General features: G+C 39.6%; 12 protein-coding genes and 2 tRNA genes. 9 read left to right on the top strand and 5 right to left on the bottom strand.

Features of this window, described 5'->3' with window-relative positions:
- The first annotated feature begins 132 nt into the window (after positions 1–132).
- Complete coding sequence (locus tag HMPREF0013_RS20020) at positions 133–1410, top strand: O-acetylhomoserine aminocarboxypropyltransferase/cysteine synthase family protein (RefSeq protein WP_005804514.1); 1278 nt, start codon at positions 133–135, stop codon at positions 1408–1410.
- Positions 1411–1684: 274 nt separating this feature from the next.
- Entirely contained in the window at positions 1685–2575 is an 891-nt protein-coding gene (locus HMPREF0013_RS20015) for an SDR family NAD(P)-dependent oxidoreductase (RefSeq protein WP_002116932.1), read from the top strand.
- A 68-nt stretch (positions 2576–2643) separates the two neighbouring features.
- On the opposite strand, the gene HMPREF0013_RS20010 is transcribed toward HMPREF0013_RS20015, so the two are convergent.
- Together HMPREF0013_RS20010 and HMPREF0013_RS20005 are read right to left on the bottom strand one after the other, a co-directional pair.
- The gene (locus HMPREF0013_RS20010) at positions 2644–4830 is read right to left on the bottom strand and encodes a SulP family inorganic anion transporter (protein WP_005804513.1); all 2187 of its coding nucleotides are present in this window, start codon (positions 4828–4830) and stop codon (positions 2644–2646) included.
- Positions 4831–5125: 295 nt separating this feature from the next.
- The gene (locus tag HMPREF0013_RS20005; protein ID WP_002116875.1) at positions 5126–7474 is read right to left on the bottom strand and encodes a Tex family protein; all 2349 of its coding nucleotides are present in this window, start codon (positions 7472–7474) and stop codon (positions 5126–5128) included.
- Positions 7475–8130: 656 nt separating this feature from the next.
- Between HMPREF0013_RS20005 and ompR the strand changes: the two genes are divergently transcribed.
- The 5 genes from ompR to HMPREF0013_RS19985 all read left to right on the top strand — a co-directional run bounded on the left by ompR (position 8131) and on the right by HMPREF0013_RS19985 (position 12638).
- Positions 8131–8895, top strand: coding sequence for a two-component system response regulator OmpR (ompR, locus tag HMPREF0013_RS20000; RefSeq protein WP_000060753.1), 765 nt, complete (start codon positions 8131–8133; stop codon positions 8893–8895).
- Between the two features lie 17 nt (positions 8896–8912).
- On the top strand, positions 8913–10370 hold the full coding sequence (locus tag HMPREF0013_RS19995) for an ATP-binding protein (protein ID WP_005804509.1): 1458 nt from the start codon (positions 8913–8915) through the stop codon (positions 10368–10370).
- Between the two features lie 33 nt (positions 10371–10403).
- Positions 10404–10526 (top strand): hypothetical protein, encoded by a 123-nt coding sequence (locus tag HMPREF0013_RS24735; RefSeq protein ID WP_078210314.1) that lies wholly within the window; start codon positions 10404–10406, stop codon positions 10524–10526.
- A gap of 35 nt (positions 10527–10561) precedes the next feature.
- Positions 10562–12076: an acetyl-CoA hydrolase/transferase family protein gene (locus tag HMPREF0013_RS19990; RefSeq protein ID WP_002116671.1), complete on the top strand. Its 1515-nt coding sequence runs from the start codon at positions 10562–10564 to the stop codon at positions 12074–12076.
- Positions 12077–12206: 130 nt separating this feature from the next.
- Positions 12207–12638 (top strand): GNAT family acetyltransferase, encoded by a 432-nt coding sequence (locus HMPREF0013_RS19985; RefSeq protein WP_005804508.1) that lies wholly within the window; start codon positions 12207–12209, stop codon positions 12636–12638.
- A gap of 169 nt (positions 12639–12807) precedes the next feature.
- Here the strand turns inward: HMPREF0013_RS19985 and HMPREF0013_RS19980 are convergent.
- From HMPREF0013_RS19980 to HMPREF0013_RS19970, 3 genes are all read right to left on the bottom strand, one after another.
- A tRNA-Phe gene (locus HMPREF0013_RS19980) sits at positions 12808–12883 on the bottom strand.
- Positions 12884–13009: 126 nt separating this feature from the next.
- Positions 13010–13085, bottom strand: a tRNA-Phe gene (locus tag HMPREF0013_RS19975).
- Positions 13086–13191: 106 nt separating this feature from the next.
- On the bottom strand, positions 13192–13575 hold the full coding sequence (locus tag HMPREF0013_RS19970; protein WP_002116928.1) for a GNAT family N-acetyltransferase: 384 nt from the start codon (positions 13573–13575) through the stop codon (positions 13192–13194).
- Between the two features lie 102 nt (positions 13576–13677).
- On the opposite strand from HMPREF0013_RS19970, the gene hisB reads away from it, so the two are divergent.
- Positions 13678–14271 (top strand): imidazoleglycerol-phosphate dehydratase HisB, encoded by a 594-nt coding sequence (hisB, locus tag HMPREF0013_RS19965; RefSeq protein WP_002116767.1) that lies wholly within the window; start codon positions 13678–13680, stop codon positions 14269–14271.
- Entirely contained in the window at positions 14271–14888 is a 618-nt protein-coding gene (hisH, locus tag HMPREF0013_RS19960; protein WP_002116911.1) for an imidazole glycerol phosphate synthase subunit HisH, read from the top strand. Before hisB ends, hisH begins: the two co-directional genes overlap by 1 nt.
- Positions 14889–14990 lie beyond the last annotated feature (102 nt).

Raw genomic sequence — 14990 nt, 5'->3', positions numbered from 1 at the left:
TGTACGGCATTTCAGCGTATATTTTTCTATCTATATTCCTAAAATTAGAAAACAAACCAGAATTTCTGCAATTTTCTATTTAACTTTTAAGCTAGACTCGCTCAATATTTAACTCACGAAGATGAAGTAATCATGACTTATAAAGATGAAACCTTAGCAATTCACGCTGGCTATTCACCCGAGGCAACAACAAAAGCGGTTGCGGTCCCTATTTATCAAACCACTTCATATGCATTTGATAATACACAGCACGGTGCCGACCTTTTCGATTTAAAAGTTCAGGGCAATATTTATACTCGCATTATGAACCCGACCACTGCTGTGCTTGAGCAACGTCTTGCTGCTCTTGAAGGCGGAATTGGTGCTTTAGCCTTAGCTTCTGGAATGGCAGCGATTACGTATGCTGTTCAAACGATTACAGAAGCGGGAGACAACATTGCCTCCGTCTCAACTTTATATGGCGGAACTTATAATTTATTTGCCCACACCTTACCAAAACAAGGCATTGAAGTTCGCTTTTTTGATTATCAACAGCCAGAAAGCTTACGCAATTTAATTGATGATAAAACTAAACTTGTTTTTGTTGAGTCAATTGGTAATCCACTAGGAAATATTATCGATTTAGAAGCAATTTCAAAAATTGCACATGAATATGGCGTACCTGTCATCGTCGATAATACGGTTGCCACCCCTGCCTTATTAAAACCATTTCAATATGGTGCCGATATCGTCATCCATTCGCTTACGAAATATATTGGTGGTCATGGCAATAGTATTGGTGGTGCGATTATCGATAGCGGCAAATTCCCTTGGGGTAAATATCCAGAGCGTTTTAAAGTTTTGAATACACCAGACCCAAGCTATCATGGTGTTAATTATGTTGAGGCATTAGGTGAGGCTGCCTATATAGCACGAGCTCGCGTTGTACCATTGCGTAATACAGGTGCTGCAATTAGCCCGCTCAGTGTTTTCTTGATTTTACAAGGCCTCGAAACTCTAAATCTCCACATGGAGCGTCATACTGAAAATGCGCAAAAAATTGCAGAGTATTTACAGACCCATCCAAAAGTAAAATGGGTGAATTACGCAGGTTTAAAAGATCATCCGCAGCACCAGCTTGCTCAAAAATATGTAAAAGGTAAACCTTCTGCAATTTTATCTTTCGGTGTACAAGATGGGCGTGAAGGCGGTACTCGATTCATCGATGCACTTCAGCTATTTACTCGTCTGGTGAATATTGGTGATGCGAAAAGTTTGGCTTGCCACCCTGCAACTACGACTCACCGTCAGCTCAATGAACAAGAGCTTAAATCTGCTGGCGTAAGTGAAGATATGGTTCGTCTTTCCATTGGAATTGAGCATATTGATGACTTAATTGCCGATTTAGAACAAGCACTTTCAGCTGTATAACTTTTAAACTATTTATCAAGCCTCTGGAAATAGAGGCTTTTTTCATTTTCTTGTTCATTTTATAACTAAAATAATTAATGGATTAAGATACTATTTTAGAGTTTTTACTCTAAATAAATTGTTAAATTTCATATATTTACAGACTAGACAATTTTTAAACATCTATTAAGATAAAGACAATATTTATGAGTTCATCTGGATGAATCTACGGTTGTAAAAAATAAAAATTACATACCGGAATAAATAGTCCCTGCCCCTACTTAGGTAAAATGCTGTGAATAAAAAATTAGAAGCTCTGTTCCAGGAAAAGGTACAAGATAAAGTCATTTTAGTGACAGGCGCCTCGAGTGGAATCGGATTAACGATTTCAAACAAACTTGCTGATGCTGGTGCCCATGTTTTACTGGTTGCCCGTACTCAAGAAACTTTGGAAGAAGTAAAAGCAGATATCGAAAAACGTGGCGGTAAGGCATCAATTTTCCCATGTGATCTTAACGATATGGAAATGATTGACCAAGTCTCTAAAGAAATTTTAGCGACTGTTGATCACATTGATATTTTAATTAATAACGCAGGTCGCTCTATTCGCCGTGCTGTACATGAGTCTTATGATCGTTTTCATGACTTTGAACGCACCATGCAATTAAATTATTTTGGCGCGGTTCGCCTAGTTCTCAATATCTTGCCGCATATGATTCAGCGTAAAGATGGACAAATCATTAACATTAGCTCGATTGGTGTGTTAGCAAACGCTACTCGCTTCTCTGCATATGTCGCCTCTAAAGCAGCGCTTGATGCATTTAGCCGCTGTCTATCTGCCGAAGTTCATGCACACAAAATCGCAATTACTTCAATTTATATGCCATTGGTTCGTACCCCAATGATTGCACCAACTAAAATTTATAAATATGTTCCAACCCTTTCACCTGAGCAGGCTGCTGACTTAATTGCTTATGCAATTGTAAAACGTCCAAAACGTATGGCAACCAACTTAGGTCGCTTAGCTTCAATGACTTATTCTGTAGCGCCAGGCATCAATAATATGTTTATGTCGATTGGTTTCCGTTTATTCCCAAGTTCAGATGCAGCGAAGGGACAAAAAACCGAGAAATTAAACTGGGCACAAAAAGCTTATGCACGCATTTTCCCAGGTGAACACTGGTAATTTTGAGTTAATCGCATAACAAATAAAAAAGCGCCTTAACTAAGGCGCTTTTTTAACTAAAGGACTGATCAATCAAGAAACTGAACGTGCCCTGTTTTTACATCGTAAATTGCCCCCACAACTACGATCTCACCTCGATCAACCATATCTTTAAGCACACTGCTGTTATTAATAATGTACTGGATGTTGTAATGAACATTCATTGCTGTGACTTGGCTAATAAAAGCATTCCCTAATTCACGTGGCTGCATAATGTCATATACGCTATCAACCGAATGCATTAATGGTCCAAGCACATATTGAATATGCGGCATCTCCTTCACATCAGACACTTGTTTTTGCTCTAAACGCAATTGACATGCACTTGTTACTGCACCGCAATCGGTATGTCCTAAAACAACGATGACTTTAGAACCTTTGGCCTGACATGCAAACTCAAGTGAACCCAATACTTTTTGCCCAGCAATATTACCTGCAATTCGTAAGCTAAACAGATCACCAATACCCACATCAAAAATCATCTCGGTGGGTGCACGTGAGTCCATACACCCAAGGACTGCTGCAATCGGATGTTGGCCTTCATCTGCGGTCACACGAATTTGTCGATAAATATCTCGTTGTAAACGTTCATTTTTTACAAAACGTTCGTTCCCTTCTTTAAGTAAGTTGACGACCTGTTGAGGACTCAGCTTTTGTTGTAAATCATGTGTACTAATATCAATATCAAGTACCGCATCATCAACATCTTGATAGTGCTGCTTAAACCCGACCAGTTTAAGATTTACTTGGCGTTTAATAGCCGTTTCACTTTGATAATCTTGAATAACTTGATAGATATCGGGATCGATCGAATCACATTGAGTTGCATCAATAATGAGTTGTTGATGTTTATGTACGTGTTCTAATGCCGAAATAAGCGCAGAACGATTAAGAAAGGTGACTTGAGAAGGAAGCTCAATACGAGTCACTACGCCATGCAAACGCTTCTCTCTATAAACACGAATACCTTTATTAAAATTGCCATAAAGAATAAAAGCACTACTGGTGAACAGACCAATTAAGATTCCCATTAAAAGATCGGTCAGTAAAATTGCAACTAAAGTAATGATAAAAGGTAAAAACTGTTTCCAACCTTTTTGATAAAGCTGTTTAAATAGTTTTGGATGAGTAAGCTTAAAGCCTGTCACAATAAGGATCGCGGCCAATGCAGACAAAGGAATCATGTTCATTAATGGCACAAAGAACAAAACCGCCAACAGCAATAATACCCCATGGATAATGGTAGAGCATTTACTACGCGCGCCTGTATTTGCATTCACCGAACTACGTACAATCACTGAGGTGACGGGCATTCCACCAATTAAGCCCGAAACGATATTCCCTGTACCTTGTGCCCAAAGTTCACGGTTCGGCGGAGAAGAACGTTTTTGAGGATCGATTTTATCTGCTGCCTCTAAATTCAATAACGTTTCTAAAGATGCAACGACAGCCAGAGTAATTGCCCCTGTGTAAATCATAGGCTCAGCTAAATAGCTAAAATCAGGGAAAATTAATACTTCTTCGGGAGCTTTTAATATATTCGGCAATTGAATGAGGTTATCAATTTGCACTGCCCATGCAGAGCCGATACTCACTAAAACAAAATTTAAAACTGCTGCGAGCACAACTGCAATCAAAGCCGAAGGTAAAGCTAGTTTTTTAAGCGGACTGCTATCCCACGCTAAAATTAGAAATAAACTGAGTAAACCAATAAGCGCAGCGCCTCCATCAAAACGTTGAAGGAATGCATCTGGGGTTGAAGTCCAAACTTGTTTCCATGAAAAATTAGAAAGTCCAAACAGATAAGGCAATTGCGTGGCAATCAGGATGACACCAATAGCAGCTAATAACCCTAAAATGACATTATTTGGAATAAAGTTCGCAAAAAAACCTAACTTAAATAATCCAAATAGAATTTGTAGGACACCGGCAAAAATAATACATAATAAAAAGGCGGCATAATTGCCGCCTAATTGTTCTAACTGTACAAGGATGACAGCAGTCAGCCCTGCCGCTGGGCCTGCAACGCTAATGTGAGAACCACTCAGTAAACCCACAATAATGCCGCCCACAATACCTGCAATAATACCAGAGATGATGGGAGCACCTGAGGCTAAAGCAATACCTAAACACAGCGGTAATGCCACGAGGAATACGACAACTCCGGACAAGAGGTCTTTCAAATGAAATCTATTTTTCAGGTTTAAAACCGACATAAAACAACCATTTATAATATAAAGAAATAAGCAAAGTTGTACTATTACAGCCTGAAAGTGAGTAAATGCTTCAAGGCTGGGTTGATGATGTCTAACAACTGAATATCATTAAAGTTTAGTTATGCTATAACGTTGTGTATTTAATTGTGTATTTAACAACGATTTGTTGATCTTAAGATTCACCTCATCTTTACAACTGTTTTTTTCTTATTTTGCTTTTATATAATTATTTAAAACATAATATTTAACCCATAAAAAGGCCTCCAATTGGAGGCCTTTTTTAAACTAAAAATTCTTATTTAGAACCTTTAATTCCTGCTTGTAATAACAATGCACCTAAACCACCAATCTTTTGTTCTTGTGGTTTCTCTTGCTTGCTACGCTGAGGACGTTCAGCTTGATCTTTACGCGGTTGAGGACGTTTACCTTGAGGCTTACGCTCAAAACGCTGTTCTGTATTTTGTTCACGGCGTGGTGGGCGCTGCGCTTTTACAGGTGCAGAACCTTCAGCACGCATACTTAAGTTCACGCGGTTACGTTCAACATCAACCTGCATAACACGCACTTGTACGATCTGACCTGGTTTTACAACTTTATGCGGATCAGAAACGAACTCATTCGCTAACTCAGAAATATGAACTAAACCATCTTGATGTACACCAATATCAACGAAAGCACCAAAGTTTGTGACATTAGTGATCACACCCTCAAGTTGCATACCTTCAGTTAATTGGCCCACTTCAGTAATATCTTCGCGGAATTTAGCAGTACGGAACTCTGGGCGCGGGTCACGACCTGGTTTTTCAAGTTCAGCTAATACGTCTTGTACTGTTGGCAAACCAAATTTGTCATCAACAAATTCATCAGCTTTTACTTGTCGAATGATTTCGGTATTACCAATGATGTCTTTAACAGTTGTCGCTTTTGCTGCAACAATTTTCTCAACAAGACCATAACTTTCAGGATGAACAGCAGAAGCATCTAAAGGTTCAGAACCATTTTGGATACGTAAGAAACCAGCCGCTTGTTCAAAAGTACGTTCGCCTAAACGTGGTACGCTTTTCAAAGCTTGACGGTTATCAAAACGACCATGCTCTTTGCGGTATTCAACAATTTGCTGAGCAATCGCTTTGTTTAAACCCGCAATGTAAGCCAAGATTGCTGGCGAAGCAGTATTTACATCAACACCAACAGCATTCACACAGTCTTCTACTACAGCGTCAAGAGTTTTTGCTAAACCAGTTTGGTTTACATCGTGTTGATATTGACCTACACCAATTGATTTCGGATCAATCTTAACGAGTTCAGCAAGTGGATCTTGTAAACGGCGAGCAATCGACACTGCTCCACGAATTGAAACATCAAGCTCTGGAAGTTCTGCCGCAGCAAGCTCACTTGCAGAGTAAACAGATGCGCCCGCTTCACTTACAGTCACACGTGTTAATTTGAGGTCGGTGTTTGCAGCCATCATTTCAGCCACTACAGCTTCTGTTTCACGGCTAGCAGTACCATTACCAATAGCAATAAGCTCTACATTATATTCACGGCATAGACGTGCAAGTTCAGCAATAGAACCTTCTTTATCTTCTTTAGGCGCAAATGGATAGATCGTGCTATGAGCAAGTACATCACCTGCATCGCTTACTACCGCAAGTTTCACACCAGTACGAATACCAGGGTCAACACCTAAAGTAGTACGACCACCTGCTGGCGCTGATAATAATAAATGACGAAGATTTTCAGCAAATACCTGCATTGCTTCTGCTTCGGCAGTAAGTCGTTTCTCTGTTAGCAATGAATGCTCGATTTGAGGACGAACTTTACCCAACCAGAATAATTTTGCAGTTTGTTTTAAGAAATCTTGACGTGCTTGAGGTTGAATTTGCTCAAGGTTGTATTCAGTTTCGATACGCGCTAATGGCGCATCATCTTCACCATCTACTTTTAAACCTAATACATTTTCTTGACGACCACGTAACATCGCCAATAGACGATGTGAAGGTAATTTGTTTAAACCTTCAGAAAATTCAAAGTAATCACGGAATTTTTTACCGACTTCTTTCTTTTCTTCAGAAGCAACTGTACTTTTTAAAACCGCAGTTTTTGCAAAAGTTGCTTTTAATTCTGTAGTAAGCGCAATATTTTGTGCCCAGTCATCAATCAGAATATGCTGGATCGCATCTAACTGACTTTCAACATCTGGATAGTCTTCATGACTAAAACCAGCCAATGCTTCTGTCGGGTCAACTTGTTCTGCAATAATTTTTTCAGCAATCGGTCCTAGACCTGCTTCTTTTGCTTTAAAAGACTTACTTGTACGCTTAGGACGATACGGTGCATAAATTTCTTCTAAAGCATTTTTTGTTTCGGCTGCATTCACCCGCGCCAACAAGTCATCATTCAATTTATTCTGTTCTTGCAATGACTGAATGACCTTTTCACGGCGCTCATATAAATCACGTAAATACGCTAAACGAGTATCTAATTGGCGTAACTGCGTATCATCTAAACCTTGTGTTACTTCTTTACGGTAACGGGCAATGAATGGAACACTGGCACCTTCGTCAATTAAGCGGATGGCAGCTTCTACTTGGTTTGGACGTACGGCAAGCTCACTTGCCAACTGCTGAACTAAGTCAGTCATCGTGTTTGATCCCACAAGGATAAAGTTTAAAAGCACTGATTATAAAGACCAAGCCCATAAAATCCACACTTGTTTGCGTATTCAAAACGTTTTTTTGTATTGACTCTGAATATTTATACTTTTTACGACTACTAGAGCACGTAAAAACAGTGGTTTAAGTATGAAAAAGTTAAAACTGAACCCTACCTTTTAATCTTTATAAAATATAAACGTATGACTTATGTCATGAGCATGAAAAAAATTAATATAATTTATGAGAAAATGATCATATTGATACATAGCCCAAAAGATAAAAATATTGAGGTTGAGCACTACTTTATTCTTCTAATTTTTTATCTACTCAGTTTTTTTATCTTATTCAGCAATCAAAAGTCTATTATATTTATTTCAAATAACTGATTTGAAACAATTAGTTATTACCATTGAGTTATTCGAAAATTATTGAAAATTTAACTATTTGTTGTTTTAGGGCGGTCTTTGCTAAATTATGGGCTTAAGATGTTGTTTTTTGGTTTCAAACCACCTTGAAAATTGTAATTTTGAGCAAATTGATACATAGTCTAAACAAGAACATCGGCATTATACTGAGGGCTTGTTGGCAATAAGCCTATCCGACCCAATAATATATAAATTATGACTTTAAAAGGGAGTACATCATGAGTTTAGTTGTACCTGCTGAACATCCTGAAACCGTACACAACGAAACGGATCGTGTCGAACGTATTTTAGTGGTCGATGACGATGTGCGTTTACGTACCCTCTTGCAACGTTTTTTGGAAGATAAAGGCTTTGTTGTAAAAACTGCCCACGATGCTTCGCAAATGGACCGTTTATTACAACGTGAGTTATTTTCACTTATCGTACTCGACTTTATGTTACCGGTTGAAGATGGTTTAAGTATTTGCCGTCGTTTACGCCAATCAAATATTGATACGCCAATCATCATGTTAACAGCACGTGGTAGCGATTCAGACCGTATTGCCGGTCTTGAAGCTGGTGCAGATGACTACTTGCCAAAACCATTTAACCCAAATGAGCTTTTAGCACGTATTCGCGCAGTATTACGTCGCCAAGTTCGTGAAGTTCCGGGTGCACCAAGCCAACAAGTTGAAGTAGTAAGCTTTGGTCCATGGTCTTTAGACTTGTCTACCCGTACACTGACACGCGAAGGACAAATCGTTACCTTAACAACTGGTGAATTTGCTGTATTAAAAGCATTGGTACAACATCCACGTGAACCATTAACACGCGATAAATTGATGAACTTAGCGCGTGGCCGTGAATGGGGTGCAATGGAACGTTCAATTGACGTTCAAGTTTCTCGTTTACGTCGTTTAATTGAAGATAACCCTGCACGTGCACGTTACATCCAAACGGTATGGGGTGTCGGCTATGTATTCGTTCCAGATGGTGCTGAATAAGCTTGAGATAAGATAGAGTGAGTTTAGAACCAATCGCCCCACAGAACTTTACCGATTACGTGACCTACTCAGAACGTAAACGGACTCGATGGGAACGTTTTCTCGACAAAATAAAGCCACGTTCTGCTGCCATGCGTACCACTATTTTGGTACTGCTGGTAGTGTTCTTTAGCTTATTTATGTCTTTATGGTTCTTTTGGCGCACTCTTTATTTACCTGAAATTCAACAGCACGCCCGTTATCTTGCGGTCGAGCTTGAGCTCGTCAATAATCCTGATATACGAATTTTTCATCGTGAAAATGAAGTAGATATTGATGCGTGGTTGCGTAATCGAGTCGGTATTGAATACGTTACCAACCCCAAAGAATATCCAAGTGTCCGAGAAAAGGTCATTGCCGAGTTTTTTACCAATCATGTCGAAAAAAAGCTGGCAAATGAGATTGGGACTAAAGACGTTACCGTTTACTTTCAGTTTAAACCGAGCCCACGCATTTGGATTCAAACTCCTGAAATGCATGGCAACTGGGTTCGCGAGCCTTTAAAAACCTATGCCAACTATAGTCCTGAACTTTTAGTGGGTTGGGTCGTGGGTGTTCCATTACTGTCGGCTATCATTATTTTGATTTTGGTCAGACAGATGAACCGCCCTCTGCGTCGTTTGCAGAATGCTGCCAATGAATACAGTAAATCTGGAACAGCGCCGTACCTTGATACCAATCATGGACCACTAGAAATTCGTCAAGTAAACCAAGCCTTTAATCGCATGGTCTACACACTCGATCAGACTGAGCGCGAACGACGTATTATGTTGGCGGGTATTTCACATGATTTGCGCACTCCTCTTACACGCATACGTTTAACAGCAGAGATGCTGCCTGATGAGTTTTTGCGTGAAGGTTTGGTTTATGACGTAGATGACATGGATGCAATTCTTAATCAGTTCATTTCGTACATGCGCGATGGCTCAGATGAGGAGTTGAAAGACACCAATATCAACATGCTTTTGCAAGAACTTGTTGTGCAATTTAAACCTCTCGATATTCAATTCGAGATGCAGGATGTACCTATTATTCCAGCACGTAGCCTTTCTTTAAAAAGATTGATTGCCAACTTGATTAATAATGCAAAACGCTATGGTGCTGAACCAATAGAGCTCAGTGCAAAAGTTGAAAATGAATGTATTTTAATTACCGTTGCTGATCATGGTGAAGGCATTCCTGCAGATCAAATTGAAGAGTTAATGCAACCTTTTGTTCGCGGAGACTCAGCAAGAACCATTCAAGGTAGTGGTCTTGGGCTGGCTATTGTTAAACGTATTGTCGATATTCATCATGGTGAGATTCAAATTCATAATCGTGAACAAGGTGGTTTAGAAGTTATTATTTCTTTGCCAATCCCAAAACCAAGTACCGAAGAAAATACCACGACCAATCCTTTGGAAAAAATAAAACAAACATTAAGTGAGCGCTTTTAATTTGATCAGTCAGCAATTAAAAGCCTTGTTTTAATGATAAATAAAAGCAATAAAAATCAATTAAATAAAAACCATAAATATAATTTATACCGCCATTTATTTACAAAATTAGACCTTAGCCTAACACCTATGCACTTTTCAATTTTTCATAGCTAAAATCCCGTATGTTTTGACAATATTGAGGATGTCCAATGTCTTTAAGTCGTATTCGCCTAGCTTCTCTTCATGACAAGGTCATCAGTGCTGAACAAGCTGCGCAATTCATCGAAAATGGAATGACCGTTGGTATGAGTGGTTTTACTCGTGCCGGTGAAGCTAAAGCTGTTCCACAAGCACTTGTAGAGCATGCAAAGAAAAATCCGTTAAAAATCACGTTAATTACGGGTGCTAGCTTAGGTAATGACTTAGACAAACAACTCACGGAAGCAGGTGTTTTATCTCGTCGTATGCCATTTCAGGTAGACAACACTTTACGTCGTGCGATTAACAACGGCGAAGTTATGTTTATTGATCAACATTTATCAGAAACTGTTGAGCAAATGCGTAACCAGCAACTTAAACGTCCAGACGTTGCGGTGATTGAAGCAATTGCGATTACTGAAGATGGCGGTATTATTCCAACAACTTCTGTAGGTAACTCTGCAAGCTTTGCTATTTTTGCTGAAAAAGTTATTGTTGAAATCAACACCTCTTTAAGCGAAAGCTTTGAAGGTTTGCACGACATCTATATTCCGACTTATCGCCCAACACGTACTCCAATTCCATTGACAAAAGTGGATGAGCGTATTGGTACAACAGCAATCCAAATTGATCCTGCAAAAATTGTAGGTATTGTATTTAACGATACACATGACTCACCATCAACAGTAACTCCTCCAGATGATGAGACTCAAGGCATTGCAAACCACTTAATTGCTTTCTTTAATAAAGAAGTTGCAGAAGGTCGTTTACCGAAAAACCTTGGTCCATTACAAGCAGGAATTGGTTCTATTGCCAACGCTGTATTAACAGGTTTAAAAGATTCTGATTTTGAAGACCTCATCATGTACTCAGAAGTACTACAAGACTGTACTTTTGAACTCATTGATGCAGGCAAAATGAAATTTGCTTCTGGTAGCTCAATTACCCTTTCTGCAAAATGTGGCGAAAAAGTTTTTGGTAATATCGAAGCTTACAAAGACAAATTAGTGCTTCGTCCACAAGAAATTTCTAACCATCCTGAATTGGTTCGTCGTTTAGGAATTATCGGCATTAACACTGCGCTTGAGTTTGATATTTACGGTAACGTGAACTCAACTCACGTGTGTGGTACCAAAATGATGAACGGTATCGGTGGTTCAGGTGACTTCGCTCGTAACGCTCACTTAGCGATCTTTGTGACCAAATCAATTGCTAAAGGCGGCGATATCTCTTCTATCGTGCCAATGGTGAGCCACGTTGACCACAGTGAACACGATGTTGATATTTTAGTGACAGAGCAAGGTTTAGCTGACTTACGCGGTTTAGCGCCTCGTGAACGCGCTCGCGCTATTATCGATAATTGTGTACACCCACTTTATCGTGATGCATTAAATGACTACTTTGACCGTGCATGTGCTAAAGGTGGACATACCCCTCACTTACTTCGTGAAGCATTGTCTTGGCATGCAAACTTCGAAGAAACAGGTCAAATGCTTCAAGCAGCACCAGTTGCAAAATCAGCTTAAATCACTGGTTTAATTCAAGCACTCCTTCGGGGGTGCTTTTTTATTTGTTTAAATTATTAATAAAAAACTGCTCAAGCCCGAATTTTTATTTTATCTTTTCAGCACATCAAAACAAAAAGTAGAAATCCATATGTTTATTATTCGTCAATTTACAAATGCAGATCTAGATGATGTCGTTATTTTATGGGAAAGCTGTGGTCTGACTCGTCCTTGGAATAATCCTGAAACCGATATTTTCAGGAAAGTCTCGCAACAGGATGATTTGTTTTTAGTTGCTATTAAAGATGAGCAACTGATTGGTACGCTTATGGGCGGCTACGATGGCCATAGAGGCTGGATTAACTATTTGGCTGTTCACCCCCACCAACAACGCTTAGGAATCGCTACAGCGCTTGTTCAGCAGCTTGAGAAGCGCCTCATCGCTCGTGGCTGCCCAAAACTACAATTACTCGTCCGTAAAGACAATTTGAATGTGTTGAACTTTTACGAACAACTCGGTTACGATGAAGTAGAAGCCGTGTGTTTAGGAAAACGGCTGATTAATGATAGCCCTCACGATTAGAGACAAGTTTTCAGTTGAGCCATTTTTAGAAAGTTAAGGCAATATTGGGGATAACCCTCTTTGCTTGTGGATAAAATGAGATTTATACACAGGTAAGGTCTTAATATTTTTATTAAATAAACAGGCATGAAAAAAGCCCCATACATAATGTATGGGGCTTTTTCGAATATGGTGGCGAGACCCAGGATCGAACTGGGGACACACGGATTTTCAATCCGTTGCTCTACCTACTGAGCTATCACGCCGATGGCCTGTATTAAGCCGTATCTCAGAACAATAGTCAACAATTATCCTGAGTTTCTGATTTAAATGAGTATTTTTTATACTTAAAAAAAATCCCTGATGGGATCAGGGATTGAAAACACAAATAATGGTGGCGAGACCCAGGATCGAACTGGGGACACACGGATTTTCAATCCGTTGCTCTACCTACTGAGCTATCACGCCGAAGTGGGCGTATTAAACAATGTTTATAAGAAGACGTCAAGCAACTTCCGTGTTTTTTGTAACAAGTGATTATTTTTAAATCACAACCACAAAATAATAGAAGCTTTTAGTGATGTAGTTTACCAATGTGAGCCAAACAGCGATGAATCGCGCCACAACCTGGTTCAAAAGTTTTAACACCTTTTGACTCTTCTATACGGCAAGCTTCTTCAACTAAGCGCTCAGCTACACCACGACCACGGTTCGCAGGGTGCACAACGATATATTCAAGAACCTTGCTTTCGCCTTGTCCTGAAGACCAGATTGCGCCTATAATTTTGGTGTTAAATTCGGCAGTGTATAGCGTGGTATACTGTTGTAAATCTTGTTCAAGTTGTTCAATCGCATCGTGCCCGTCACCAAACTCCGGACTTGTATCATACAGTCGCTCAAGCTGATCGCGGATCTCTGAATTATCTAGAGAACTATAAGCATGTACGGTAATAGGCATTGATTAACCCTCCTGAGCAAACTATGATGCTGTCACGAATTCGTCACAGCGAAATTGTCGTTAACATCCAATCATTTTTGACGTTTTTTGAGGAACGTGTCCATGACGCAACGTATCAGTGAAGTGGTTAGAAATACCAATGAAACCAAAATTCGAGTTCGTTTAAATCTCGACGGTACTGGTCAAGGCACACTAAACACTGGAGTTCCATTTTTAGACCATATGATTGATCAAATCAAGCGACATGGCTTATTTGATATCGATATTCATTGTGACGGAGACCTCGAGATTGATGATCACCACACCGTAGAAGACTGTGGTATCACGCTTGGACAAGCTTTTGCACAAGCTTTAGGTGATAAAAAAGGTTTAAAACGCTATGGTCATTTTTATGCACCATTAGATGAAGCTTTATCTCGCGTTGTTGTAGATTTATCTGGTCGTCCGGGTTTATTCATGGATATTCCATTTACTCGTGCGCGCATCGGTACATTTGATGTCGATTTATTTTCTGAGTTTTTCCAAGGTTTCGTAAACCATGCGCTTATGACCTTACACATCGATAACTTAAAAGGTAAAAATAGCCACCATCAAATCGAAAGTGTGTTCAAAGCACTTGCTCGTGCTTTACGTATGGCATGTGAAGTTGATCCACGTGCAGAAAACACGATTGCATCGACAAAAGGTAGCCTCTAATGACACGTATCGCGTTACTTGATTATGGCATGGGCAATCTACACTCAGCGGCTAAAGCACTTGAGCATGTGGGCGCTACAGTCGATGTGACCAATGATCCAAAGTTAATTGCACAAGCCGACAAAATTGTTTTTCCAGGCGTTGGTGCAATGCGTGACTGCATGCAAGGTATGCGTGAAGCAGGTATTGATGAAGTTGTACGTAAAGCTGCTTTTAATAAACCTGTTCTTGCGATTTGCGTAGGCATGCAAGCATTACTACAAAGTTCTGAAGAAAATGGCGGTGTAGACGCATTAGGTATTTTTGACGGCGTAGTAAAACATTTCCCTCAAATGGAAGGTTTAAAAGTACCACACATGGGCTGGAACCAAGTTCACCAAATGGACCCAAGCCATCCAATGTGGAACAACATCGAACAAGATGCTCGCTTCTACTTTGTACATAGTTACTATGTCGAACCAAAAGATGAAAGCGTTGTGGCTGCGACTTGCGAGTATGGTGTGAACTTCTGCACAGCGATTCATAAAGATAATTTATTCGCGACTCAATTCCACCCAGAGAAAAGTCATACTGCTGGTTTGCAGTTACTTAAAAACTTTGTGGAATGGAATATTTAAACTGATTTAAAACTGAAAAAGATCAGGTCTAGATGGCCTGATCTTTTTTTATTTACAATGATAACTAATCATTTATAGAATGATGTTTTATTCAACAAAATG

This window comes from Acinetobacter sp. SH024 (genome assembly GCF_000163635.1).
GTDB classification, from domain to species: domain Bacteria; phylum Pseudomonadota; class Gammaproteobacteria; order Pseudomonadales; family Moraxellaceae; genus Acinetobacter; species Acinetobacter pittii.
The sequence above is the reverse complement of the archived record's forward strand: the minus strand, read 5'-3'. Positions and strand labels throughout refer to the sequence as shown.

Coding starts and splice junctions, on each gene's coding strand:
- HMPREF0013_RS20020 (WP_005804514.1), top strand. CDS start 133: ATGACTTATAAAGATGAAACCTTAGCAATTCACGCTGGCTATTCACCC.
- HMPREF0013_RS20010 (WP_005804513.1), bottom strand. CDS start 4,830: ATGTCGGTTTTAAACCTGAAAAATAGATTTCATTTGAAAGACCTCTTG.
- HMPREF0013_RS20005 (WP_002116875.1), bottom strand. CDS start 7,474: ATGACTGACTTAGTTCAGCAGTTGGCAAGTGAGCTTGCCGTACGTCCA.
- ompR (WP_000060753.1), top strand. CDS start 8,131: ATGAGTTTAGTTGTACCTGCTGAACATCCTGAAACCGTACACAACGAA.
- HMPREF0013_RS24735 (WP_078210314.1), top strand. CDS start 10,404: ATGATAAATAAAAGCAATAAAAATCAATTAAATAAAAACCATAAATAT.
- HMPREF0013_RS19990 (WP_002116671.1), top strand. CDS start 10,562: ATGTCTTTAAGTCGTATTCGCCTAGCTTCTCTTCATGACAAGGTCATC.
- HMPREF0013_RS19985 (WP_005804508.1), top strand. CDS start 12,207: ATGTTTATTATTCGTCAATTTACAAATGCAGATCTAGATGATGTCGTT.
- HMPREF0013_RS19970 (WP_002116928.1), bottom strand. CDS start 13,575: ATGCCTATTACCGTACATGCTTATAGTTCTCTAGATAATTCAGAGATC.
- hisB (WP_002116767.1), top strand. CDS start 13,678: ATGACGCAACGTATCAGTGAAGTGGTTAGAAATACCAATGAAACCAAA.
- hisH (WP_002116911.1), top strand. CDS start 14,271: ATGACACGTATCGCGTTACTTGATTATGGCATGGGCAATCTACACTCA.